General features: G+C 67.1%; 19 protein-coding genes and 1 tRNA gene. 7 read left to right on the forward strand and 13 right to left on the reverse strand.

The features are described 5' to 3' along the window. The first annotated feature begins 1 nt into the window (after position 1). Genes J0J06_RS03650 through J0J06_RS03665 form a run of 4 tightly spaced genes read left to right on the forward strand, consistent with a single transcriptional unit; the run spans position 2 to position 5,279 of the window. Positions 2-3,259, forward strand: a complete 3,258-nt coding sequence (locus J0J06_RS03650; protein WP_294039990.1) for a CusA/CzcA family heavy metal efflux RND transporter — start codon at positions 2-4, stop codon at positions 3,257-3,259. Position 3,260: 1 nt separating this feature from the next. Further along, positions 3,261-3,593: a DUF190 domain-containing protein gene (locus J0J06_RS03655; RefSeq protein ID WP_294039991.1), complete on the forward strand. Its 333-nt coding sequence runs from the start codon at positions 3,261-3,263 to the stop codon at positions 3,591-3,593. After that, positions 3,590-4,561: a cation diffusion facilitator family transporter gene (locus J0J06_RS03660; RefSeq protein ID WP_294039992.1), complete on the forward strand. Its 972-nt coding sequence runs from the start codon at positions 3,590-3,592 to the stop codon at positions 4,559-4,561. The genes J0J06_RS03655 and J0J06_RS03660 overlap by 4 nt, the downstream gene beginning before the upstream one ends. Positions 4,562-4,595: 34 nt before the next feature. Further along, entirely contained in the window at positions 4,596-5,279 is a 684-nt protein-coding gene (locus J0J06_RS03665) for a transporter (protein WP_294039993.1), read from the forward strand. 102 nt (positions 5,280-5,381) lie between these two features. Here J0J06_RS03665 and arsH read toward each other — a convergent pair whose 3' ends face one another. The 6 genes from arsH to J0J06_RS03695 form a co-directional block, all read right to left on the reverse strand. Further along, positions 5,382-6,125 carry an arsenical resistance protein ArsH gene (arsH, locus tag J0J06_RS03670; RefSeq protein WP_294039994.1) on the reverse strand — a complete coding sequence of 248 codons (744 nt, stop codon included), beginning with the start codon at positions 6,123-6,125 and terminating at the stop codon, positions 5,382-5,384. Next, positions 6,122-6,559, reverse strand: coding sequence for an arsenic resistance N-acetyltransferase ArsN2 (arsN2, locus tag J0J06_RS03675; protein ID WP_294039995.1), 438 nt, complete (start codon positions 6,557-6,559; stop codon positions 6,122-6,124). The genes arsH and arsN2 overlap by 4 nt, the downstream gene beginning before the upstream one ends. Beyond that, complete coding sequence (locus J0J06_RS03680) at positions 6,556-7,224, reverse strand: MIP/aquaporin family protein (RefSeq protein WP_294039996.1); 669 nt, start codon at positions 7,222-7,224, stop codon at positions 6,556-6,558. Before J0J06_RS03680 ends, arsN2 begins: the two co-directional genes overlap by 4 nt. Further along, on the reverse strand, positions 7,221-7,652 hold the full coding sequence (gene arsC / locus J0J06_RS03685; protein WP_294039997.1) for an arsenate reductase (glutaredoxin): 432 nt from the start codon (positions 7,650-7,652) through the stop codon (positions 7,221-7,223). The genes J0J06_RS03680 and arsC overlap by 4 nt, the downstream gene beginning before the upstream one ends. A 9-nt stretch (positions 7,653-7,661) precedes the next feature. Next, positions 7,662-7,991, reverse strand: coding sequence for a metalloregulator ArsR/SmtB family transcription factor (locus J0J06_RS03690; RefSeq protein WP_294039998.1), 330 nt, complete (start codon positions 7,989-7,991; stop codon positions 7,662-7,664). Between the two features lie 108 nt (positions 7,992-8,099). Continuing rightward, positions 8,100-11,405 carry an error-prone DNA polymerase gene (locus J0J06_RS03695; protein ID WP_294039999.1) on the reverse strand — a complete coding sequence of 1,102 codons (3,306 nt, stop codon included), beginning with the start codon at positions 11,403-11,405 and terminating at the stop codon, positions 8,100-8,102. Between the two features lie 145 nt (positions 11,406-11,550). On the opposite strand from J0J06_RS03695, the gene J0J06_RS03700 reads away from it, so the two are divergent. Beyond that, positions 11,551-11,622 (forward strand) — tRNA-Trp (locus J0J06_RS03700). 16 nt (positions 11,623-11,638) lie between these two features. Continuing rightward, entirely contained in the window at positions 11,639-12,877 is a 1,239-nt protein-coding gene (locus tag J0J06_RS03705; RefSeq protein WP_294040000.1) for a hypothetical protein, read from the forward strand. Positions 12,878-12,907: 30 nt separating this feature from the next. Here the strand turns inward: J0J06_RS03705 and J0J06_RS03710 are convergent, their stop codons facing one another. The 4 genes from J0J06_RS03710 to J0J06_RS03725 all read right to left on the reverse strand — a co-directional run bounded on the left by J0J06_RS03710 (position 12,908) and on the right by J0J06_RS03725 (position 18,724). Further along, positions 12,908-14,452 (reverse strand): DUF6504 family protein, encoded by a 1,545-nt coding sequence (locus J0J06_RS03710; protein WP_294040001.1) that lies wholly within the window; start codon positions 14,450-14,452, stop codon positions 12,908-12,910. Between the two features lie 112 nt (positions 14,453-14,564). Next, positions 14,565-17,009 (reverse strand): calcium-binding protein, encoded by a 2,445-nt coding sequence (locus J0J06_RS03715; protein ID WP_294040002.1) that lies wholly within the window; start codon positions 17,007-17,009, stop codon positions 14,565-14,567. A gap of 12 nt (positions 17,010-17,021) precedes the next feature. Continuing rightward, entirely contained in the window at positions 17,022-17,864 is an 843-nt protein-coding gene (locus J0J06_RS03720; protein ID WP_294040003.1) for a hypothetical protein, read from the reverse strand. Between the two features lie 131 nt (positions 17,865-17,995). Next, entirely contained in the window at positions 17,996-18,724 is a 729-nt protein-coding gene (locus J0J06_RS03725) for a damage-inducible mutagenesis protein (RefSeq protein ID WP_294040004.1), read from the reverse strand. 195 nt (positions 18,725-18,919) lie between these two features. On the opposite strand from J0J06_RS03725, the gene J0J06_RS03730 reads away from it, so the two are divergent. Next, complete coding sequence (locus J0J06_RS03730) at positions 18,920-19,867, forward strand: trypsin-like peptidase domain-containing protein (protein ID WP_294040005.1); 948 nt, start codon at positions 18,920-18,922, stop codon at positions 19,865-19,867. Between the two features lie 76 nt (positions 19,868-19,943). Here the strand turns inward: J0J06_RS03730 and J0J06_RS03735 are convergent, their stop codons facing one another. From J0J06_RS03735 to J0J06_RS03745, 3 genes are read right to left on the reverse strand one after another with little or no spacing between them, the layout of a single operon-like run. Beyond that, positions 19,944-21,821, reverse strand: a complete 1,878-nt coding sequence (locus tag J0J06_RS03735; protein WP_294040006.1) for a hypothetical protein — start codon at positions 21,819-21,821, stop codon at positions 19,944-19,946. Then, a complete protein-coding gene (locus J0J06_RS03740; RefSeq protein WP_294040007.1) occupies positions 21,818-22,768 on the reverse strand; it encodes a TniB family NTP-binding protein in 951 nt (316 codons plus the stop codon). Before J0J06_RS03740 ends, J0J06_RS03735 begins: the two co-directional genes overlap by 4 nt. Before the next feature lie 10 nt (positions 22,769-22,778). After that, on the reverse strand, positions 22,779-24,899 hold the full coding sequence (locus tag J0J06_RS03745; protein ID WP_294040008.1) for a Mu transposase C-terminal domain-containing protein: 2,121 nt from the start codon (positions 24,897-24,899) through the stop codon (positions 22,779-22,781). Positions 24,900-24,907: the final 8 nt, after the last annotated feature.

The raw sequence follows: 24,907 nt of genomic DNA on the forward strand, positions 1-24,907 counted from the left end.
CATGATCGCGAACCTCATTTCTCTGTCCGTCCGCGCGAGATGGGCGGTGCTCCTCATCTTTCTCGTCGTGGCGGGCCTCGGCCTTTGGCAGCTGACGAAGCTGCCGATCGACGCGGTGCCGGACATCACGAACCGCCAGGTGCAGATCAACACGGTCGAGCGCGGACTTTCGCCGATCGAGATCGAGAAGCGCGTGACCTTCCCGATCGAGACGGCGCTGGCCGGCATCCCGGGGCTCGAGACCACCCGGTCGCTGTCCCGGAACGGCTTCAGCCAGGTCACGGCGATCTTCACCGATCAGACGGATCTCTACTTCGCCCGTCAGCAGGTCAGCGAGCGACTGACTCAGGCGCGCGATACCCTGCCCGATGGCGTTCAGCCGCAGATCGGTCCGGTCACGACCGGTCTCGGCGAGGTGCTCATGTATTCGGTCGGCTACGCCCAGCCGAACGGCAAGGGCGCGAAGGTCGTGGACGGCCAGCCCGGCTGGCAGTCGGATGGCAGCTACCTGACCCCGGAGGGCGACCGGCTGACCACTGAGGTCGCCAAGGCGGGATACCTCCGCACTGTGCAGGACTGGATCATCCGACCGCAGTTGCGCACGGTTCAGGGCGTCGCGGGCGTCGATTCGATCGGCGGCTACGCGAAGACGTTCGTTGTCGAACCCGATCCGACCAAGCTCAGCGCCTACGGCATCTCCTATTCGGAGCTGGCCAAGGCGCTGGAGGCAGCGAACCTCGCTGTCGGCGCCAACTACTTCAACCGCAGCGGCGAGGCCTATCTGGTGCGCGCCGACGCACGCGTCCGCTCGATCGACGAGATCCAGACGGCGATCGTCGCGACGCGGAGCGGGGTTCCCGTCGCCGTGAAGGACGTCGCCACGGTGTCGATCGGCGGCGATCTTCGCACCGGAGCGGCGAGCATGAACGGCCAGGAGGCCGTGGTCGGCACGGCGCTCATGCTGATCGGCGAAAACAGTCGCATCGTCGCCAAGGCGGTGGCGGAGCGGCTCGACCAGGTGACGAAGTCGCTTCCGCCCGGCGTCAAGGTGACGGTGGTGCTGGACCGGTCGAAGCTGGTGAACGCGACGGTCGCGACCGTCGAGCGCAACCTCGTCGAAGGGGCGCTTCTCGTGGCAGCGGCTTTGTTTATGCTCCTCGGCAATTGGCGGGCGGCGATCATCGCGGTGCTGGTCATTCCGTTCTCGTTCCTGATGATGGCGATGGGGATGAACGCGTTCCGGGTGCCCGGAAACCTGATGAGCCTCGGTGCGCTGGACTTCGGCCTCATCGTCGACGGGGCGGTGATCATCATCGAGAACTGCCTAGCGCGCCTCGCACACCGGCAGGAGCACGAAGGCCGGCTGCTGACACTGCGTGAGCGGCTGGAAGAGACGATGCGGGCGGCGCAGGAGATGATCCGGCCGACCGTGTTCGGACAGGCCATCATCCTGCTCGCATTCGCGCCGCTGCTGATGTTCACCGGGGTCGAGGGCAAGACGTTCTCGCCGATGGCGATCACGATCATGCTGGCGCTCGGCGCGGCCTTCATCCTGGCGCTGACCTTCGTGCCCGCGATGATCGCGATCCTCATCCGGGGGCGCGTCGCCGAAAAGGAGGTTTGGCTGATACGCAAGACCAAGGAGCGATATCTGCCGCTCCTCGACAAGGCGGTCGCCCGGCCGTGGACGTTCATCGTCGGCGGTCTCGCGTTCTTCCTGCTCTGCATTCCCGTGTTCGGCTGGCTTGGGCAGGAGTTCATTCCCCAGCTCGACGAGAAGAACGTCGCTCTCGCGTCGACCCGCGTGCCGTCCGTCAGCCTTGAACAGTCGCTGAGCATGCAACGTGGCGTCGAACGCGCGGTGAAGGCCCTGCCGGAGGTGGAGACGATGTTCTCCAAGACCGGCACGGCAGAGGTCGCGACGGACCCGATGCCGCCGAACGTATCCGACGGCTTCGTGATCCTGAAGCCGCAGGAGGAGTGGCCGGCGGGCGTCAAGACTAAGGCCGACGTCCTCGCTCGCATTGAGAAGGCGAGCGGCGGTCAGCTCGGTCAGACCTTCGAGGTCAGTCAACCGATCCAGCTGCGCTTCAACGAGCTGATCGCGGGCGTTCGCGGCGACGTCGCCATCAAGCTCTATGGCGACGACCTTGAGAAGATGAGCGCAGCGGCGGCGGACATCGTCCGCACGATTCAGGCGATACCGAGCGCGGCCGACACGAAGGCCGAGCAGGTGGGCGGTGCGCCCACCCTCGACGTCCGCTTCGACCGCAGCGCCATCGCCAGATACGGCCTCACCGTCGAGGAGGTCGCCGACACGGTGTCCGCCGCGATGGGCGGTCGTGAATCCGGCCTGCTGTTCGAAGGCGATCGCCGGTTCGAGATCTCGGTGCGGGTGCCGGACGGCACGCGGGCGAGCCTCGACCAGGTGGCCGCCTTGCCCGTCATGTTGCCGCAGGCGGGGACTGCGCCTCGGCGGTCGGTTCCGCTTTCGGCCGTCGCGCAGTTCCGGTTCAGCGATGGCCTCAACCAGATCAGCCGGGAGAACGGAAAGCGTCGGGTGGTCATCCAGACCAACGTGCGCGGACGCGACGTCGGTTCGTTCGTCGCCGAGGCACAGGCCAAGGTCGACAAGGTGAGGCTGCCCTCTGGATCCTATCTGGAATGGGGCGGGCAGTTCCAGAACCTGCAGGCCGCATCTCAGCGCCTGTCTCTGGTCGTGCCGCTCTGCTTCGCTGCGATCTTCGGCCTGCTCTACATGGCGTTGGGCGGGTTGCGGCGCGCGGCGGCGGTGTTCCTCGCGGTTCCGTTGGGTCTCGCGGGCGGCGTCTTCACCCTGGCGGCGACCGGCATCGCCTTCTCGGTGTCGGCGGCGGTCGGGTTCATCTGCCTGGCCGGGGTCGCGGTGCTGAACGGGCTCGTCGTCATGTCGGCGATACGCGAGCGGCTGGAGTCCGGCGCGGGGCTGGTCGAAGCAATCCGCGACGGCATGGCGGACAAGATGCGGGCGGTCGTGATGACCGGGTTCGTGCCCGCCATCGGGTTCGTGCCGATGGCGCTCGCCCACGGGACGGGCGCGGAAGTCCAGAAGCCGCTCGCGATCACGGTGATCGGTGGGCTCGTCGCCGCGACCATCCTCACGCTGCTGGTGCTGCCGGCGATCGCCAAGGTCGTTCTGGCGATCCGGTCCCGCCGCGATGGAAGTCCGCCGCGACCGCCAGCGGGCGAGAACGGCACCATGGAAACCGGAGGACGTTGAGATGACCGAGATGAGACTCTTGCGGATCTACACCGACGAAGCCGCCTACTTCGGCGATCGCCGGGTCTACGAGGAGATCGCCGCGCGTGCGAGAGGCGGCGGCATGGCGGGTGCGACGGTGGTGCAGGCGCTGTTCGGCTTCGGCCGGTCGTCGCACACGCATCGGCGGCATGTGCTCGAGGACGAGCAGTCGCTAGTGATCGAGATCGTCGACGCGGAGGCGCGCTTGCGCGCCTTCGCCACGGCGCTCGCCGACATCGACGGCATCGGGCTGATCACGCTCGAGACGGTCGAGGTCATCGGTCGCATACAAACCGGGGAGGTAGTCAAGTGAGCGGACATTCCGGTTCGCACGACCACGCTGGACACGATCATGGCGATGGCGGTCATGGTCACGCCCATGGAGGGCTCGGGCACGTCCACGCGCCGAAGAGCTTCGGGCGCGCCTTCGCGATCGGCACGACGCTCAACCTCGGCTTCGTGGTCGTCGAGGGCGCCTACGGCATTGTTGCGGGTTCGATGGCGCTCCTTGCCGATGCGGGGCACAACCTCAGCGACGTGTTGGGACTGCTGATCGCCTGGGGCGCGGCGACGCTGGCGAAACGGCAGCCGAAGGGGAAGTACACCTACGGACTTCGAAGCTCGTCGATACTGGCCGCCTTCCTCAACGCGCTGCTGCTGCTCGTGGCGATCACGGTCATCGCGGTCGAGGCGATCGGCCGCTTTTCCGAGCCGTCGCCGGTCGCCGGGACGATGGTGATGATCGTCGCGGGGATCGGAATACTGATCAATGGTGCGACCGCGCTATTGTTCATGAGCGGGCGGAAGGGCGACCTCAATATCAACGGCGCCTTTCTCCATATGGCGGCCGATGCCGCCGTCTCGGCGGGGGTCGTGGCGGCCGGCTTCGCGATCGTCCAGACCGGCTGGTCTTGGATCGATCCGGTCGTCAGCCTGGTGATCGTCGCCGTGATCGCGATCGGGACGTGGGGTCTGCTGCGCGACTCGGTGAACATGAGCCTGCAGGCTTCGCCGCCGGGCCTCGATCCGCAGATGGTCGGCGCCTTCCTGGAGGGGCAGCCGGGCGTGACGGCCGTGCACGACCTGCACGTCTGGCCGCTCAGCACGACCGAGACCGCGCTGACCGTCCACCTCGTGATGCCCGGCGGGTATCCAGGCGACCGGTTCACGGCCGATCTCGCCATCATCTTGAGGCAGCAGTTCGGCATCCATCACGCTACGGTGCAGATCGAGACCGATCCTGACGCCGAATGCGTGCTCGCGCCGGACGACGTCGTATGATGGCCGGGCTCATGCAAAGCGGGGAGACGTCGCGATGACCGGATTGACCAGCACGATCATTCCCGTGCTCGCGGTGCTGCTGGGCGCGCTGGTCTCGGTTTGGCGGCGTCCCGGCGAGGCCGTCGTTGCCGGCGTCCAGCACCTCGCCGCCGGCGTCGTGTTCGCTGCGGCCGCCGCCGAGATTCTGCCACAGGTGCTTCATGGAGGCTCGCCAGCCGCCACGTTGATAGGCGGGGCGATCGGCGTTGCCGTGATGCTCGGTCTCAAGGCGGCGGGATCGAGAATGACCGGTCCGGTCGCAATGCTCGGCGCGGTCGGGATCGACATACTGGTTGATGGGCTCGTGCTCGGCCTCGCGTTCGTTGCCGGCGAGAAGGCCGGTCGGCTGCTGACCATCGCATTGACGGTCGAGGTGCTGTTCCTGGGGCTGACGGTTACGGAGGCGCTGCAGGACAGGATCAGGTCGAAGGTCGCGATCATCGGCGCCACGCTCGGGATCGGCCTCCTGCTGCCCGTAGGCGCTTTGATCGCGACGCCGGTCGCCGCGCTCTCGCCTGCGATGATCACGGCGTTCCTGAGCTTCGGACTAATGGCACTGCTCTATCTGGTCACCGAGGAACTGCTGGTCGAGGCCCACGAGAAGCCCGACACGCCACTGATCAGCGCGATGTTCTTCGTCGGCTTTCTCGGGCTGCTGTTGATCGAAGAGCTTTCCTAGGGCCGTCGGCTTTCTCGGCTAGCGGCGGCATCAAGGGAAAACCTGGTCGTCGCGCTCCCGCGCGCCATCCCCCTAAGGCGCGCGGGAGCAAATGCCTCACACTTAGCGGCGTGCGGTAGCGATTGCCGAATGATCGTCTTGTCGACCGACGTCGCCTCGTGTCTTGCGCTCGGAGTATCGGTCGGTGAGCTGGCGCGCATGCGACCGCGTCAGCACGGTAAAGCGCACCAGCTCCTCCATAACGTCGACGATGCGATCATAATAGCTGGAAGGGCGCATGCGACCGTCTTCGCCGAATTCCTTGTAGGCCATCGCGACCGAGGACTGGTTGGGGATCGTGAACATGCGCATCCAACGGCCGAGCAGACGGAGAGTGTTGACGGCGTTGAACGACTGCGACCCACCGGACACCTGCATCACCGCGAGAGTCCGCCCCTGCGTCGGCCGCATGCCTTTCATCTCGAGCGGCAGGTGGTCGATCTGCGCCTTCATGATTCCGGTGATCTGTCCATGGCGCTCGGGAGTGCACCACACCATACCCTCGGACCACAGCGCGTGCTCGCGCAACTCGTGAACGGCGGGGTGGTCGTCGCCTCTCACCTGATCGGGAAGCGGCAGGTCCGATGGGTCGAAGATTCGCGTCTCGGCGCCAAACATCTGCAGCAGCCGCGCGGCTTCCTCCGCCGCCAGTCGCGAGAACGAGCGCTGCCGGAGCGACCCGTAGAGAAGAAGGATGCGCGGTGGCGGCTGGTCGTCGCCGAGTCCCGCAGCCGGGCGGGAGACGACGAATGCCGGGTCGAGCGCGGGCAGGATGTCTGCGTCGGTAAGCTGGCGGAGGCGGCTCATGCGATTTCCTTGACGAGGTAGGCTGCGCTCCCGGGGCACAGCGTAGAGAATTGCGCCGTGGACCGTATCGCTTCGGGCGCGGCGGCACGGTCGGCGTCGCGGTAGCCGCGCGCGCGGAAGAAGTCGGCGGCGGTCGTCGTCAGGAGGTGGAGGCGCTCGACGCCGTCGCGACGCGCGACCGCTTCGGCGTGCGCCACGAGCAGGCCACCATGCCCTAGCCGCTTGCGGCTCGGCAGCACGACGAGCGAACGTAGCAGCCGGTTCGGACCATCGCCCTCGATGCCGACGAAGCCGATCGGCCCGTCCTCGTCAGAAAGCTCGAAGAGGCGGTGGCCTGGCTCGTTGAGGTCGTCGGTGGGTAGCCGCGCGGCATCGAGCGCCAACCGCATGACGTTGCGATCGCCATCGGGAATGAGGGCGAAGGAGACCCTCATGTCGCCTGCACTGGATGGCCAGCGAAGAGCGTGTCGGCGATGACGTGCGCCGCGAGCGCGCCGACGAGCTGGGCGGCGATGAAGGCAGGCACGGACGCAGGTGCTATTCCAGCGAACGTGTCGCTCAGCGAGCGCGCCACGGAGATGGCGGGATTGGCGAAGCTGGTGGACGATGTGAACCAATAGGCGGCGGTGATGTAGAGAGCGACGCTGGAAGCGACCGCCGCCGGCCGGACCTGCGTCGTGCCTAAGATGGTCAGGAGCAGACCGAAGGTAGCGACCGCCTCGCCGGTGAGCTGACCCGCACCACCCCGCGCCTTGGTCGACAGCTCGATAATGGGCACGTCGAACATCGCGTGTGCCAGCCAGACCCCCAGGACGCCGCCCGTGAGTTGGGCGGCGACGTATGCGATCGCCATGCGCGTCGAGAGGTGGCCGCGCAGCCTCATCACCAAGGTGACGGCCGGGTTGAGGTGCGCGCCCGAAACCGGTCCGAACATGGTTATGAGCACGAACAGGATGGCACCTGTCGCCAGCGTGTTGCCGAGCAGCGCGATGGCGACGTTCCCGGCGGCGAGCCGCTCGGCCATGATACCCGAGCCGATGACGGTCGCGAACAGCAGGAGGCTGCCCAGTGCCTCGGCGAGCAGCGCGCGACGCCTCACGCGGGAAGGACGCGGTCGCCCGCCGCATCGACGACCTGCTCACCGTCCTCCTTGGCGAATGCACCGCGCTGCTTCCCGGGCAGGATGTCGAGCACGACCTCGGACGGCCGGCACAGGCGGACGCCGAGCGGCGTCACCACGATGGGCCGGTTGATGAGATTCGGGTGTTCCGTCATCGCGTCGATGAGGGCGTCGTCGGACAGCGAGGTGTCGCCGAGTCCGAGATCGGCGTAGGGCGTGCCCTTCTCGCGCAGCAGGTCGCGCGGCGACATGCCCGCGCGGTCGATCAGCTGGACCAGCAGCGCACGCGCCGGCGGCGTCTTCAGATACTCGACCACGTGCGGCTCGATGCCGGCATTGCGGATCATCGCCAGCGTGTTGCGGGACGTGCCGCAGTCAGGATTGTGGTAGATTATGACGTCGGTCATGGCGGTCCCTCAGCAGCAGGCGAGTTCGGCGAGAAGCGGCTCGCATAGTTCTGCCCGTCCTTGGCAGCAGTCCTTGGCGAGGAACGTCATCAGCGCGCGGAGCGTGTCGATGTTCGCACGCTGAATCTGCTGACGTCCGCGTTTCTCCGACGCCACGAGACCAGCCTTTGCGAGCACGGCCAGATGGGTGGAGAAGGTGCTCTGCGTCAGCCCGCTTTCGGCGACGAGCTCGCCGGTCGAGAGACCATCGGGTTCGTGGCGGACAAGAAGGCGGAAGGCATCCAGCCTCACGGGATGTGACAGCGCGGAGAGGGCGGTCAGGGCGGAATCGGCGTTCATGCATCGGAATTACCCGATGCGATCGCGATGGTCAACAAGCATCGGACAATCCCGATGCGTTCGAGGTGGTGCTTTCCGACCTTGGTATTTGATCGCCCGACGTCATGGTCAGCGGAAGTCGCGCGTCCTCACCTTGATGCCCTCGACAGGCTCGCCGGGAATGATGCCAGAGCCGAGCCGCAGATCAGGAATGTAGATGTCGCGGGGTCCCTTGCCGAGCGGACGCTCAGCGGGGTCGCGAGGGTCGGGCGCCATGCCGTGCTTCACGACGTCGGCGCGGCTGACGCGGTAGACGTCGGCGACGTCAGCTCGGCCGCTGACGCTGGCGAGCAGCCGCGACATGTCGTCGAGGCAGCGGGCGATGACGTGGATGACGTCGCCCTCGCGCTGGACTTGGCCGCGCACGCCCATCATCGAGGCGCCGAGGACAGTGCGGCGATTGGCCTCGAAAATCTTGGTCCAGACGACGAGGTTGGCGACGTCGGTCTCGTCCTCGAGCGTGATGAACATGACGCCCTTCGCCGACCCCGGCTTCTGCCGGACCAGCACGATGCCTGCGAGCTCGACGTATCGCCCGTCTTTGACGTTCTGCAGCTCGGCGCAGGTGATCATGCGACGCGCCTTCAGCTCGTCGCGCAGGAAGGCGAGGGGGTGGGCGCGCAGCGAGAGGCCCGACGCGCGGTAGTCCTCGACGACCTCGGCGCCTTCTCCCATCGCGGCGAGATCGACCTCGGGTTCGACCGCCTCCCGCAGCAGCTTCCCGTCGCGCTCTTCTGCGGCGGCGAACAGCGGCAGCGGCGCGTCACCGAGCCCCTTCACCTCCCACAGGCCGGAGCGGCGGCTCGCGCCGATCGACCCGAACCCGTCGGCATCGCCAATGCGGTCGAGCGCGCCGCGCCCGACGCCCGCGCGGCGCTGGACCTCCTCGACGGACGAATAGGGCTCGCCGCCGCGCGCGGTGGCGATCGCGGCACCGTCGTCGTTGGAGAGGTCGCGGACCATGCGCAGGCCGAGCCGCACTGCCTTGTAGCGGCCGTTGCTCTGCTCGAGCGTGCAGTCCCAGCGGCTGGAATTGACGTCGACGGGCCGCACCTCGACCCCGTGCCGGCGCGCGTCGCGGACGATCTGGGCGGGGGCGTAGAAGCCCATCGGCTGGGCGTTGAGCAGCGCCGCGCAGAAGGCGTCGGGATGATGGCACTTCATCCACGACGAGGCGTAGGCGATCAGCGCGAAGCTGGCGGCGTGGCTCTCGGGGAAGCCGTAGGAGCCGAACCCCTCGATCTGGCTGAAAGTCTTCTCGGCGAAGGCGCGCTCGTATCCGCGCCCGATCATGCCGTCGATCAGCTTGTCCTTGAAGTGGCTGACGCCGCCGGTGAGCTTGAACGTCGCCATGGCGCGGCGGAGCAGGTCGGCCTCGGACGCGGTGAAGCCGGCGCACTCGATCGCGACGCGCATCGCCTGCTCCTGGAAGAGCGGGACGCCGAGCGTCTTTTCCAAGACGCGCCGCAGCTCGTCGGTGGGATAGGTGATCTCCTCCAGCCCGGCGCGCCGCCGTCGGTAGGGATGGACCATGTCGCCCTGGATCGGTCCCGGCCGGACGATCGCGACCTGGATGACGAGGTCGTAGAATGTCCTGGGGGCCATCAGCGGGATCGACGCCATCTGGGCGCGGCTCTCAATCTGGAAGACGCCGAGCGTGTCGGCCTTGCGGATCATCGCGTAGGTCGCGGGGTCCTCGGCCGGGATGGTGGAGAGGTCCATCGCGACGCCCTTGTCGTGCTCGAGGAACTCGAAGGCGCGCCTCATGCAGCTGAGCATCCCGAGGGCGAGGACGTCGACCTTCATGAAGCCCAATGCGTCGATGTCGTCCTTGTCCCACTCGATCACCTGCCGGTCGTCCATGGCGGCGGGCTCGATCGGGACCAGCTCGTCGAGCCGGTCGCGCGTCAGGACGAAGCCACCGGGGTGCTGCGACAGGTGGCGCGGCGTGTTGATCAGCTGGCGCGCGAGCTCGAGCGTGAGCGCGAGACGCCTGTCGCCGAGATCCATGTTGAGTTCGGCCGCGTGCTTTTCCTCGACGCCGTCGCGGCTGAAGCTCCAGACCGACGAGGCGAGGCCGGCGGTCATGTCTTCGCTAAGGCCAAGCGCCTTTCCGACCTCGCGCACCGCGCCGCGCGCGCGGTATCGGGTGACGACGGCGGTGAGCGCGGAGCGCGTGCGGCCGTAGGTCTCGTAGATCCACTGGATCACCTCCTCCCGGCGCTCGTGCTCGAAGTCGACGTCGATGTCGGGCGGCTCGCGCCGCTCGGCGCTGACGAACCGCTCGAACAGCAGTTCGGAGCGGACGGGGTCGATCGAGGTGACGCCGAGGACATAGCAGACCGCGCTGTTCGCCGCCGACCCGCGCCCTTGGCAGAGGATGCCGCGCCGCCGCGCCTCGGCGACGATGGAGTGGACGGTGAGGAAGTAGGGGGCGTAGTCGAGCTCGCCGATCAGGCGCAGCTCGTGCTCAAGCTGCTCGCGCACCTTGCCTTCGATCCCTTCAGGGTATCGGACTGGCGCCTTCTCCCAGGTCAGCCGCTCGAGCTCCTGCTGCGGCGTGCGGCCCGGCACGTTGATCTCGTCGGGATACTGATACTTCAGCTCGGCGAGGCTGAAGGTGCAGCGCGCCGCCATCTCGACGCTGCGCGCGACCGGCGAGGCGTCCTTGAGGTAGCGGCGGAACAGCCGCTCCATCTCCTCGGCGGTCTTGAGGTGCCGGTCGGCGAAGCGCTCGCGCCGGTCGCCGAGCTCGTCGACGGTGCACTTCTCGCGGATGCACGTGACGATGTCCTGCAGCAGCCGGCGGTCCGGCGAGTGGTAGAGCACGTCGTTCGTGGCGACGGTCGGAACCCGCGCCGACGCCGCCATGCTGGCGAGATCGCGCAACCGGACGGCGTCTCGCGGTCGGCGGCGCACGGTCAGCGCCATGTAGGCTCGGTCGCCGAAGATGCGGTTCGTGCGGGCCAGCTGCTCCTCCGCCACGGCGTCGGCGCGGTCCGGCACTAGCATCGCGAGCAGGCCCTCGTTCCACTCCTCCACGTCGGACCAGCCGAGCGTGCATGCGCCCTTGCCGCCGCGAGTCTTGCCGGCGCTGAGCAGGCGGCACATCCGGCCATAGGCGGCGCGGTCGGTGGGATAGACGCACAGCGTCGTGCCATCGCTGAGGTCGAGGCGTGTGCCGACGATCGCGCGCACGCCGGTCGTCTTCTCACCGTCCCAGGCCCGGACCATCCCCGCGACCGATCCCCGGTCGACGACGCCGAGCGCAGGCAGGCCGAGCAGCGCGGCGGCGGCGAACAGCTCCTCCGGGCTGGACGCACCGCGCAGGAAGCTGAAGTGCGTGGTTACCTGAAGCTCGACGTATTGGGCCATGGGCGCGGATCCTGGCAATTGGTTCAGATAGGTCCGCAGACAGTGGGTGCACGAATCATGTTCCCATTATGTTCCAATTGTTCGGCCGGTCAACGGCGACCCGATTCAATTATTGCAGACCGAAACGTCGATGTGCGACAAGGTAGCTGGGCGTGGTCCATTGGCTGGGCACGGAGCTCCAAACTCCGCCAAGTCGGTTCGATTCCGACCGCCCGCTCGCAAATCCATGCCCAGTGGCCGACGACGTGACCTGTATCTACTGCCAATCAGCCGGACCGTTCTCCGACGAGCACGTCATACCGGCCGGACTGGGGGGCGATGACAGGGATTGGCTGCTGAAGGACGTCGTCTGTGCGGTATGCAACACGAAGGTGTTCTCGCCGCTCGAAACGAAGGTCATGCGCTCGTCGCCTCTCGCTATCGCTCGGCTGTTCTACCAATCACGATCGCGGGATCGCGGTGGCAAGACGGTCGCGCCAACGATCCAAGCACCCGTCAGCTATTTCGACGACACCGGTTCGGGCCTGCTCCTAGAACAGCAGCTCGGGAGCGGCGGACAATCCACCGTCCATCCCCAGGTGATCGTCGTCCCGCCGAACAATATCACCGTGGCCGGCAGCGATGTCGCGACGATGAACGCGCTGGTCGATGAGCTGCGCTCGTTACCCGACACTTTGACGATCTGCGAAAAGTTTCGTGACGGCGTCGAGGTCCGCTTCGATCTGACGCCGCTGACCTGGAATGGCAGAAGTTACGTGGTCGGCGTAGCTGCGGGCCATAACAAGGCGCCAGCCGATGCCATCTGGCTCGAGCCGCTGGAGCTTCCGGCAACCGAGATCGTCGGTATCTTGACGCCTCGCGTATTCCGACGGTCGAAAGGGCCGATGGTCTGCCGTGCCGATAGCTTGGCGGATGCAGCTGTCCTGCTTTCGTTCGTCCGCGCCAACCACGAGGTTCTCGCCGTGCCGGCGGACGCAACGGCCACGGCTACCGAAACCCCGGGCATTCATTTTCGACAGACGATGGATGAGGACGCGTATGACCGCGTTCTTACGAAGATCGGGATCAATTTGTGCGCCCATCTTTTCGGAGCGGAGGCCGTCAGGGCGCCGGCGTTCGATCAGGCCAGAGAATTTGCCCGAACTGGTTCGGGACGTGTGAGAATGTTGCCGGTTGATCAGGCCAAGCAGTTGACCGACAAGTTCCCAAGGCTGCCGCGCCACCATCTTCTGGTGGTTTTGATCGAGCCGGCTAGCGCTGGGCAGGTCGGGCACGCTGCGGTTCTCATGCAATTCTACGGTGGCCTGATGCACGCAGTGGTCGTGGCGCAAGGTTCTTCGGGCCTCCCTTCAACATCCGACCTGATCTACGTGGTCGTGGACTACGAAGCGAACTCGATCACGCGGTGCACCCCGGATCAGTTTGCCGAGTATGCCATTAGGGTCGGAGCGGAGATGCCATTTCCGTTTTGAATGTGTGCGATCCGCCGTGTTGGCCAGCGCCTATGCGAATGCCCCGTGGATGAACCAGCGCATCGGACCGGTCGACGGGTTCACCCCGTCGCCGAGCCGGAACAGCCAGTATCGCCCGCCCGTCGCCGTCTCGACCTGGTAGTAGTCGCGCACCGTATATGGCCGCTCACCCTCGACCCCGCCGTCCCGCCACCATTCCCCGTGCAGCCGTTCGGGACCGTCGCCGCGCGCGACCGGGAACCGCCTGCCGCGCCAGACGAAGAGGCGCGGCGCGTCGTCCGGGAGGAGCGCGATCACCTCGACCGGCTCGGGCCGGGCGAGCATGCGCGCCGGGCGGGGAAGATCGTCGTCCCAGGCGACGGCACGCGCGGCGTCGAGCGCGGCGGGCGCGTCGATCGATCGCTCGGGCATCGTGCCCGCGCGCGGGGCCGTGCGGTGTAGGCTGCGGTGCCCGAAGCGGTTGGACAGCGCGTCGACGAGCGCGGCGAGGTCGGGGCCGCGCCCCATGCCGGTCTCCAGCCCGTCCCGCTGGGACGAGCCCATCGCCTCGGCGAGCGGCACGACAAGCGTCATCGCCTCGATGCCGAGGCCGGGTTCGACGATCTCGATCTTCGCGCGCAGCAGCTTCGCCATGTGCGCGGCGTCGCGCGTCGGCGTGGCCATGCCGACCCGGACCGCCTGGACGTGCCCGTCGACGCGGTGGAACAGGCAGTCGAGGCGCCGCGCGCCCTTGCCGATGCGGACCAGCTGGTCGACGACGTCGGCGGCGAGGTCGCCGATGACGCGGCCGAACGCCTCGGGCGTCGCGATCGGCTCCATGAAACCACGCCGCGCGCGCGGCGTGTGCTCCGGGAAGACCGGCTCGATCGGCTCGGGCAGGTTGCCGAGCGCTTGGTCGAGCCGGCGGTGGAGGCCGAGGCCGAACCGCTTGGCGAGCGGCGCGCGCGGCGTGCCGATTAGCTGCTCGATGCGCTCGAACCCGAGCTTGCGCAGGCCATCCACCGTCGTCGCCTCGAGCCGCAGCGCCGCTATGGGCAGGAGCGCGATTGCCTTGCGCACGTCGCCGGGCTCGACCGTCACGGGCCGCCCGGCGGGGACGTGACGCGCGACCGCGTGCGCGCAGCCGGCGGTGTCGGCGACGGCGATCTGGACCGTGAGGCCGAAGGCGGCGGTGCGGCGGTGGAGGTCCTTCAGCAGCGCGCGCTCGGTCGAGAACAGGCCTTCGCATCCCTTCACGTCCAGCCAGAGGCCGTTCGGCGGATCGGGCGCGACCAGTGGCGAATATCGGGTGCCGGCCCACAGTGCGAGGCGGCGCAGGCCGTCCGCGTCGGCATCCGGCTCTGCATCGACCACCTGCAGCTCGGGAGCGAACGTCCGCGCCTTCGTCAGCGTCATGCCTGCCGCGACCCCTACCGCGCGGGCTGCGCCGTCCGCCGCAGCGATGACGCGGCGGCCGTGGTCGGGGACGACCGTGGCCAGCGGCGTGTCGGCCGCAAGCTCACGGGCGGTATCCTTCCGCCGGAGCCGGTCGGTCTGCCACGTCGGCAGGAAGATGGAGACGACGCGGCGGGGCATGGGCGTGGGCTGGCACTCGGATCATGGATGGCCTGTTCCTAGTTTGTTCTATTTCGGGTCGAGGTCAAGCGGCCGCGCGTTTCGCGGTTCGGGGGATATGGCTGGCGGGATCCTAAAGCAGCATGTGCGTGCCCATGTCGTAGAGCCGGCCGGTGTCGGCGAACCGCAGATATTCGATGCCGAACAGCTCGTCGGAGAGGCCGGGGCCGTAGATGAACGCATGCGATGCGTCGCCCGAGATGAGCAGCGAATCTAGCGACGCGTATTCGGCGATGTCGAACACGCCGGCGCCGTGCATCTCGTTGTGGCCGGAGCCGCCGGAGAACACGCAGTTGTCGGCGACCCCGGAGAGGTAGTCGTCGCCATCGCCGCCGATGAGGGTGTTCTGCCGCAGCCCGTAGAGCTGGTCGTTTCCGGTGCCCCCGATCAGGATGCCGTTGCCGAAGTCGTAGATGACGTCGTCGCCCTCTCCGCCATCGAAGGTGTCGAAGTTGAAGAAGCCGTAGCCCTTGATCAGGTCGTTGCCGCCGCCTCCGGACACCGATCCGCCGGCGAACGAGCTCGGCGAGCCGAGCAGTGCATCCAGCTTGTGGTTGCCCTCGATGATCTCGTCGGCGGCCGTGCCGGTGATGTCTAATTTGCCGTAGGGGTTGGAGTAGTGCTCGAACCCATCGGCGACGCCCGACCCGATGTCCGACGTGAACGTGTGGTCGACGAGGTGGACGGAGACGGTCGTCGCGCCGCTGGGGCCGAAGTCGAGCGTGTCCTCGCCGGCGTCGCCGAACAGGACGTAGGGGCCGCTCTCGGTCAGGCGGAACGTGTCGTTCCCGTCGCCGCCATGCACGACGACGTTGCTGCCGACGAGGATGGTGTCGTCGCCGCCGGCGCCATCGACCGTCTGGGTGGCATGGGGCATGCCCTGCGATCTGGCGTCGATGGTGTCGTTGCCCGAACTCCCGACGAGGCTCGCGATTTCGATGTCGGCGTTGCCGTTGAGCTGGACCGACACGCCGCCGGCGGCGAGGTCGAAGATGACTTGGCTGCCGGGTCCGCCGTGCACGCCGATGAGGTCGGACAGGTGGAAGGTGTCGGCTCCGCCGCCGCCGTAGATCACGCCGGGATTGCCCCAGAAGACGTCGTCGAACGGGGTGCCGGCGACCTGCTCGATGCCGGTCATGGTCGACACGTGGTTCTCCGATGTGACCGTGCCGTTGCGCGTGTCGACGATCACGCCCGCCCCGAGGTTCGACAGCAGCAGGAGATCGGCGTCGCCGCCGCCGTCGTAGAGGTTCTCCTGGTCGGTGCCGATGATGACGTCGTTGCCGGCGCCCCCGTGGAACTGCGCAGCCCCGCTAGCGATGAGGAGATCGTCCCCGTCGCCGCCGTAGAGCTCGTCCTGACCAGTGTTGTGGGACGCGTGCGAGATGATCAGGTCGTTGCCGGAACCGCCGATGAGCTTGTCATGCGATCCAGTGGCAGAGGCGGCGCCGAAGATGATCTCGCCGTCGAGGGCACCGCTGCGGTCGATCGAGATCGTGGATGGAGGCGATCCGTTCGAATCGATAACGCCAGCGATGTCGAGTTGATGTCCGGACTGATAGTCGAAGTAGTGGTCGGCACCCAGTCCGACGGCGCTGCTTTGCGCCGCTCCCGCCGCCGAGGCGAAGTTGGGTGCGCGCAGAGTGTAGCTCAGGGCGGCGGCTATCGCGGTGCCCGTCAAAGACGTCGAAGTGAAAGCGGGCGAATGCATGACGCTGTCGATGAAGCGGCTGGCTGAGCCGCCGGCCGAATAGACGCCGTTCGCGGAAGCGTTCAGCAGCGGGCTGTTGAGATGGATCGTGTCGAGGATGTAGTGGACATATTGTTGTCCGCCGACGGAATAGCCCGGGGCGTGGTATTCCCTGGAGACGCTGCCCGTTCCGTTTGAGGCCGTGAACCTCACGGTGACGTTGTTGTCGACACTCATTTGAGCCGGTCCGAACCCGGAGAAGAACAGGGCGCCGGATGTGCCGGGCGAGCCCGAATAGTCGGACTGATGTCCAATGCGGACGTTGCTTGAGTTCAGCATGCCCATTGCGGCAGGGACGTAGATCAGGTTCTCCGCCGCGACTGCGAGCTCTTCCTCGAGGTCGAAGACTCCCCCTTGAATCTGCCACAGACTTGGGTGGGGGTTGGCCGGGTTCGGACCATCGCCGTGGAAGTCGAAGCGCGCGTGCATCATCTCGTGAAAGAGCGCTCGCTCCATACCGAGCGGCGCGACGGTGCCCGTGCCCCACATGACGTTCTCAGACGCGTTGGGATCGAGGCGGATGTAGATCGAGGCGGGCGCGAGCCCTGCGCTCGCCTTCACGTATTTCGGGTCGCCGGTGACGTGGGATCCTGCGGTGTAGGCGCCCGACTTTCCCGCGACTGACACGTCGGTGAACGAGATCAAGGTGTCTGCCGCCGGGCCTATCGCGGCGGCCAGCGCGGGGCGGTTGAGGATGCTGGTGAGCAGCGATTGGATCTGCCCCTGCTCGCTACCGCTGAGTGAAGTGTCGATCGAGTAGTTCGGCATGTTTTGAACCTGTCAGTGCGAGAAGGGGTCGGCGGCGCCGAAGCATTGGCGATGCGCTGGGTTCGGACCGGACTCCGCCTGGACGTCCGGCACTCCGGCGACATCGAGACTGAAGAATTCGAGGTTTCCGCTCCGGATGTTCATGATGATCTGGCGGGGGTCCTTGGGGCGCAGCGCGCACGACTCGACCGAGCGCGTCATGAGACAACCGCCGAAGGGCGGGGCGCATTCGGAGGCGACCAAGCCGAATTGGGGCGTCTCTTCCCTAGCGGATACATAGGACGCATCGTCGATTCTGGGATCGCACGTCCTGGAATACGCCGCTGACGTCGGGGTACCCAACTGGGCAATCATCAAGCTCGTGTTGGAGAAGCCGATCCTCGGCTGCTCGAACGAGATGAGGATCTGGAAGACGTGTCTTCCCGACCAGGTCGAGGCAGTGGTGTAGCGGACGGTCAACTCGGTCGGCTTGCGCCCGATGGACCGGCTGAACTCGGACAGCCATGGATATCGAGTTGGTATGGTGAAGTGTGTCCCGCCCTTATCGATTGGCGCTGAGCCGATGGCCTTCATCCGTGAGGTCATCGCGTCGGGCGACAGGCCGAAGGCGAAGCCGGGCGGGAGCTTTGAGATGATGTTGGCGCGGGAATACGTCGGTCCGCCCTCCGCCACAGATCCTGCGCACTCGAAGCCATGGCGGCCCTTCGAGAAGGTTTTTGGAACCGGAGCGTAGGACGGCGGCATCTGTGAATAGGTGAAGGCGCCGATGCCGGCGGCAATGAGCAGCACGGTCGCTGCAGCAACGGAGCGCCGGTGCTTGGAAATTGTTTCGAACTTCGAAGTTCCTTGTCTCATCTTTCTTCTCCGGGTCGACGATCGTCGGCCGGATTCAGGGTGGCAATCACCCCCTTCGACGAAATTTTATCCTCTGTTCGTGGTAGGATGATCGGTTCGCTCGATCTCCCCGGCCGCCATGCCGGCGAAGGTTAGGCTGCGGCTGGTCGACGTTCCCTATCCAGGTCCGCTTCTGATGGCCTTGGCAGCGCGATCCGCCCCTGCGCATCGCACCCCTCCACGATCCAGACGTGCGGATTGCCGCCGCGCGCGCGTTCGAGTGCGACGCGCCAGCGCGGCCGGCCCAGGCTCGGGATGCCGAGGTCCTCGCTCGGCTCGGCGGTGACCCGCCAGCGCGTGACGGCTGCCGTCCCGTCTACCGCCTGTTCGGGTTTCGACGAGCGGCGGAACACGAAGGCGGCGACGCCGGACGCCTCGGCGGCGAGCTGGAGCCGCTTAGAGGCGGTGGTGGAATACTTTGCGATCTCGCCGACGACGCCGGCGAGTCCGGCATGCCGCAGGCATTCCTCCATCGCGAGAAGGACGTTCGCGTCGCTGCCGGCCTCGACGTGGATCACGCGGTCGGGATGAAGACCGGCGAGATGGAGGGCGGGAGCGAACAGGTCGCGCCAGCGCAGGCACCACAGCACCGGCCCGTCGATGCGGGCTAAGATGCCGGCGAGGAAGATGGTCGCACTCGCGTCGTCCGCGATGTCCGGGCCGCCGCAAATCTCGTGCAGCGCGCCCATCGTGATCCCGCCGCCGGGAATCCGGCCATCGATCGGGCCGATGCCAAATGGGAGCCTCCAGCGGGTGACGGCCGTCCCCTCAATGCACGCGATGCGAGCACGCAGACCTTCGAGGATGGCAGCAGTTTCCATTTAGACGACAAGACTCAGCAGGTTGATTCGTTCCTTTTTTGTTCTCAATATGCCCAACGTGTCAATCGTCCGCGACCAGATCGAGAGATGTGCCGACTGACGCCCGCGCTAGTGCGCTGCGCCCATCGCGATGTCGCAGCATCGTGCAGTTCGCGCCTTCTTCAAAAAGCGGGCCCGACCCACGAGATTGGGATCATGTCGGAAGGCCGTCCTCAACTGAACCAAGACCCGCGTCTTCGGGCGATGATTATGCCCATCTTCCGCTTCGATCCTAACTCGCCATCGGACCGGCCATTCGGTCTGGGAACGGCATTCCGGATCGATCCGTGGGGAAACTGCGCGACCGCCTTCCACGTAATCGAGGAGATGCTGAAGCTCTACAAAGGCAAGGTTATCTTACGCGATGACGTGCGGTTCGCGGCCCTCGAGATCGAAGGCATCCTCTACGGCGCGCCTCCGGTTCCGAAGGATGCTTGGCGCCCCCTCTCTGGTTTCTATGCCGAGGCGGGCGCTACCCAACCGGCGCTGCTGCACGAGAAGCCCGAGATCAAGAACTTGACGGAGATCGCATGCCTGACCATCGGCCGATCGCACCGCAGGACGCCGATGCCCTATATGCCGGTGGCGCTGACGTCGGAGCCGCCCGGAGTGGGGGACGTCGTCACGGGCTACGGCTTCGCAGGTTTGGACGTAGCGAAGGACGGCAAGGGCGAGGACCGGCCGATGACCCAGTATCTCTACGAGAGCGCGGGGAAGGTGATCGAGGTCACTCCTGCCGACCTGCAGTCGACCATGCCGTGGCCGCGCTTCCGGGTGTCCGCCGAATGGCCGAGCGGTATGAGCGGCGGTCCGGTCGTCAATGCGGCGGGCAACGTGATCGGAGTCATATCGCGCGGTTGGACCGGCGAGGCGGATTCGACGGCCACACACTTCGCGGGATGGGATGTCAGCCGGCGGACCTTCGCCTCGCTCGATCCTTTCGCACCGAGGCGGTTCCGTGCGTTCGCCGCCATTGATGGCGATGGCAACGTCAGGTTCGCGGGACAGGACGTTGACGAGGCGAAAGCGTTCGCGGCCAAGGCAGGTCTCACGGTCCGAGCAGTGTCCTTCAGTCCTGACACAGGCGAATGGCTCTCGATTTGACGCAACGCCGTTCGCGTCGCGCAGCCCGCTGGTCGAGGATCGAAACAGAGCCGGAAGGGAGTTTGCTGCGCGCCATTTACGTAGCCGCTCGTGTCGGTTGGCGAGCACACTTCGCTCGCTGGGTTTGCTGGATGAAGAGCTCAGCAGCCGGGCGATCGAAGCCGGTGCCTTTTCGCGGCAGTCCCGCGCGCGCTGCGGCCGACAGGGCGGCCATCGACGACAGGCCGGTGCGAAGCGCCAATTCGGTCAACTGCATCGCGCGGCGCACGGTCTCTTCGACCGCCGCGACCGGCACCTGACCGACGTGGCCGTCCGAATTCGGCCACTGGTCGAGAACGATCGCGGCATTTCGCGAGTAGAGGTTCAGCTCGAGCCGGACGTCGACCTTCGACATCTTCGGAGAATATGCGAACGTCGTCTGCGGTTCGGTCAGCCCCTCGATCTGAGGGAGATCCTGGCGGCGGATGCGCAGGCGGCCGGCGATGCCGCGACCGGTATCCGCGACGGTCGCGGCGATCTCGCCCATCGCCATTGCTTCGAGCAGCGGTCCCCACGGCTTCAGTCTTCCGCCGGCCGCAAGCAGGCCGACGGGCACGGTGACGGTGTCGGCCGCGTGGCATTTGGGCAGAGCGGTCAGCCGGCCGATGAACGCATCCAGCGACCGCGCGCCGACGAGACCCTCGGGTCGGGTGACGGCGATGATGGCATCGAGATGATGCTCGAGCGTTCCCGACGCGATCAGCTGCTCGACGCCGCGCCGAGGTATCCCCAGCCGGCTGGCGGCCTCCTCGATCGGAACGCCGTCACCGGTGGCGTCGGCGGTGCGGCGGACGGCATCGGCGCAGAGTAACGGGACCGGGTTTCCGTTCCAGAGCGCGAACAGCGCGGGTATTTCGCCGGCCCGGCGAAGGTCGGCCAGCACGCCGGTGCGCCGACCGATGGCGCGAGCTGCTTCGGTGATGCCGATTCCCCTTTCGTGGATGCGCGCGTCGACCAGGTCGGTGTCGATGTCGTTCCTGAAGCGGCTGATGAGAGCCTTCACCGCCGGCCTTTCCACCGTCGACGTCGCGCTGCGCAGGAAGCGCATCGTCGCGCCGCGATTGCCATCGGCGTATCGGCCGACCCGTCGGGCGACGCGTTCCGAGATCATGCGCTCGAAGCCGTTTGGCCAGTCGGAGAGCATGGGCCACGCGTCTGCGAGTGCGGCCGTCCACGCAGCCGGGTCGCTCGTCCACGACGGTGATTTGGACGACCTGATGTCCGGCGAGGCGGCGCAGGCGATGCGGATAGCGAGCGCAACGGCGCCTCCCGGTCCCAGATCCCTGACCTCCTCGGGCAGCGTTGCCATTGCCGCCGCGCGCCGTCCGGCATCCCAGTGGAGGAGACTGGAGATGGATGCGAGGTTCGGTCGATGGCGTTCGGGCACGAGCGGGGCCGGTGGGGACGTCAGGGAGCGCGCGCACTCGTCGCACCTGTCCACGCCCATCGTGCGGGTCCAGCGCTGTCGTGCCTGGCAGTCCGGATGGGGGCACGCCTCCGCCAGCATCTCCCAGGTCTCGCCGCAGAAGGGGAGGATCCGGAGCTGCCACATCGCGCGGTGATGCCTAGAGGTGGCGTAGCCCGTCGGCGAGAAGCGGCGTGCGCGTATCTCGAGCCATCTGGCGTCGACCTCCACGCCGAAGAAGAGGCGCCGGTGGGCATCGGTCTGCGGATACGTGCGGCCGGCCAGGTCCTGGGGATCCGCGCCGAGGCAGTCTGCGACGACCGCGACCTCGTCGCTGCGCCGCAGCGTCATCGTGGGGAAGCAGTGTGCCGACGCGCCGGCCAGCGACGTCACGTCCAGAAGGCGGTCGAGATGGGCGCCGGCGACACGCTCGGCGACGTATCCGTCGAGATGCTCGCCGGGCAGGGGGTCTCGGCCCGGTGGGAGGCGCCAAGGCGCATGGATCGTCATGCGGCGAACGGATTGACCGAGATGAAGCGGTTCTCGATCGCGTAGCCATCGGTCGCGTATTCGAGGTCGACCCTCTCGATCCGGTCGCTGCCGCGACCGACCGCCTCGACGAGCGCCTCCCGGATGATCGAGCACAGTTCGCGGATCGACCCGCGCGAGGCCAGCCACAGCTTCTCCGCCGTGCTGCGGCGAGCGAGGCCCGAGATGTTCGGCAGGATGTCGGCGTCGACGATCGCGGCATCGAGCGCATCGAGGAATTCGAGGTAGATGGCGCGGTCCACCTCCTCGTCGGCCCAGTCGATGGGGTCCATCTTGATCGGTGCGCCGAGGCGCTGGCGGAGACCGGGTGCCATCTTGAGCGCGGTCCGGGCGTCCTCGCTCCCCACGAACGCCACGGGACACACGCCGGCGTCCATCACGTGCTGGCGGATCGCTGTGGCGATCGATCCTGCGACCGTGTGGCGCCGCGCCGCGCGGTTGAATTCGTCGAACACCAGGAGCTGGACACCATGGCGGCGCAACGCTTCGGTCGCGCGGATCCACCGGACACCCTCCCTGCCGGCCGTCGCCTTCGGCTCTCCAAGGCTGGCCAGGATGGCCGTGGGGACCGAATCGGTCGTGCCGGCGGTGTCGATCTCGACGAGCAGGACGGGGCACTGTCCGGGCATTGGACCGGAGCTTTCGTCGACGAAGTCCCTCAGCAGCTCGAGCATCACGGTCTTGCCGGCGCCGAAGGGCGCCACGAGGTAGGCGCCGCGCTTCGGCTGCCCGGGATTGTGCAGCCCGGTCCGGCGGATCAGGTCGAGGGCGCTGATCGCGGCGTCCTGCCGTTCGTAGCGGACGCGGATGCCGTCGAAGCGACCGATCGCCTCCGCCACGCGCTCGTTGTGCGCGGAGGGCTTGTGCTCGGGCGATCCGGTGATCGCGCGCGGCGCGGATTCTTCCATCGGGGAACTCCTATTCATACTGGGGATGGCGCCGGCGCGACCGACCGACCGGGCGGGGGGCGGGGGCGTCGTCGTCGTCGTCGTCGACGGCGGGTCGGGGGCGGCCGCCCCACGGCTTGCGTGGCGCGAGGATCTCGGTGTCCAGGGCGGTGAGCGACTGCAGCTGGGCGGGGATGAAGTCGGCCATCGCTGCGGACTCGGCGGTGCTCGTGTCGAGGTGCTCGATGGGCCCGGTCAGCGCGCGGATGCGCGGAATCTCATACAGCTTGGCGACGGCGGCGCGCGCGCGGGCGCTGGCATTCGGGTCGAGCGCCTTCACGAACTCGACGAGACGGTTGCGCGTCGCGCGCAGCGTGGCGGGGTCGATATACGCCTCGCCATCCGCCTTCATCTGGGCCAGCACCTGCTTGTGGACGGCGAGCGGCATGCCCTCGCAGTATTCCGGATCGCTTGCACGCAGTTCGACATACTGGCGCGTTTTGACGTTCCAGACCCAGATCGATCCGATGTTCAGCGGATCGTACTTAACCTTCACCGTGGCCGTCTGCTTGCCGGCGCGGCGTCGCCGACCTTCGAGCGGGAGGAGATCGCCGAGTAGCTCCTGAACGGCGCGCGCACCTTGATAGCGCATTCCCCAGAGTTCGATGCCGCTGTTCGTCAGGGTGGCGGCTGGAATGACGGGCATCGATTCGATGCAGAACGCCCGCAGGTTGGGCGGATTGACAAGGCCATGCTGGCCAGCGAGCTCCTCCCAGAGCAGGGCGGGGGGACGCTTGCCCTCGAGCCGGTTGGGCCTGATGTTCAGATGGGCGATGGCATGGCGGGTGACCGCCTCTACCTCGTCGATGACGTGGAACGCCTCGGCCTCGCCGTTGTAGTCGCGGCGGCGGGACTCCGCGATCGGGATGGCGCGGCCGCGCAGCCTCCAGCAGACGTAGCGGTTGAGGGTGCCGAGCTTGCGTTCGCCCTTCGCCTTGTGGCGGGGATGGTTCTTCTTGACCCAGCGGATGCTCGTCCCGATGCCCTTCGCCGCGCTCTCGAAGGAGAGGCTGCGGAGTTCGGGGCCGTTGTCGACGATGGCCAGTCTGATCGTGCCACGCATCGACCGCAAGGCCGGGAACTGCTCCGCGAGATCGGCCGGGGGCTTCTTCGGCTTCGCCACTTCGAGGAGCAGCTTGCTGATCGTCCAGGTGCTTGGCTCGTGGAAGGAGATCAGGTGGCCGACGATCGCGCCCGTGGCGACGTCGACGGCAAGGCTGAGCCAAGGGCGGCCGAACACCATCCGGCGCTCGGGGTCGACGCAGTAGACGTCCATCTCGGTGTGATCGATGATGACCTTCTGCATCGCGAAGCGGGCGGTGAGAGCCTTTCCGCCGCCCTCATAGTCCTGGTAGGCGGCCGCTTCGCCGATCCTTTCCGCCTCGGTCGCGCGCTGCTTGAGCCTGATGCAGTGGCGGTAGATCGTCCAGTAGGACTGGACGGGATGGGGGACGTCGGGTTTGGGGTAGAGGTCGCTTCGGCCCTCGTTGATCGCGTTCATTTCGGCTTCGTAGCCGTCGTGGACGGCATAGTAGGGCATGTCCTTGGCGAAGTGGAGGAGGACGTGCTTGGCGCGCACCTCCGCCGCGACGTCGGATACGTTGGGCGCGAGCCGCATGCGGCCCTGCATCGCCACCATGTGACGTGGAAGCCTGGAGTGTACATGTCCACGGGTGCGCCGCCACTTGCGGACGGTCTCGCCCTTGGGGCGCGGGCCGACGTCGGCCTCGTGCTTCGCGGTCCACTTGGCGCTCAGGAAGATGTCGATGGCCTTGGCGCCGTTCGGAACGCCCGCCGCGTCGCACATCGTGCATGCGGCGAGCCGGACCTTCGCGACGGGATCGAGATCCTTGAGGTCGTCGTAGCACCACTCGGACGCGTTGCGAACGGCATCGGTCTTGTCGGTGCTGGCAGGGGGGAGGATCTCGACCGCCTCGGCTTCGAGGAGATCCTCGAAGTCGTCGTCGGTCGGCATGCCGACCGTCCCGTCCCGCCGCTTCATCACGAAGGGCGCGGACCGGTTGGGATCGAGGAAGTTGAGGAAGTTCGCCGCGTAGCCCTGCCAGACGTGGCCGACGCCGTGAATGAGCACGAGCGCGC

Origin of the sequence: Sphingomonas sp. (assembly GCF_017304615.1) — a bacterium.
Lineage (GTDB): Bacteria > Pseudomonadota > Alphaproteobacteria > Sphingomonadales > Sphingomonadaceae > Sphingomonas.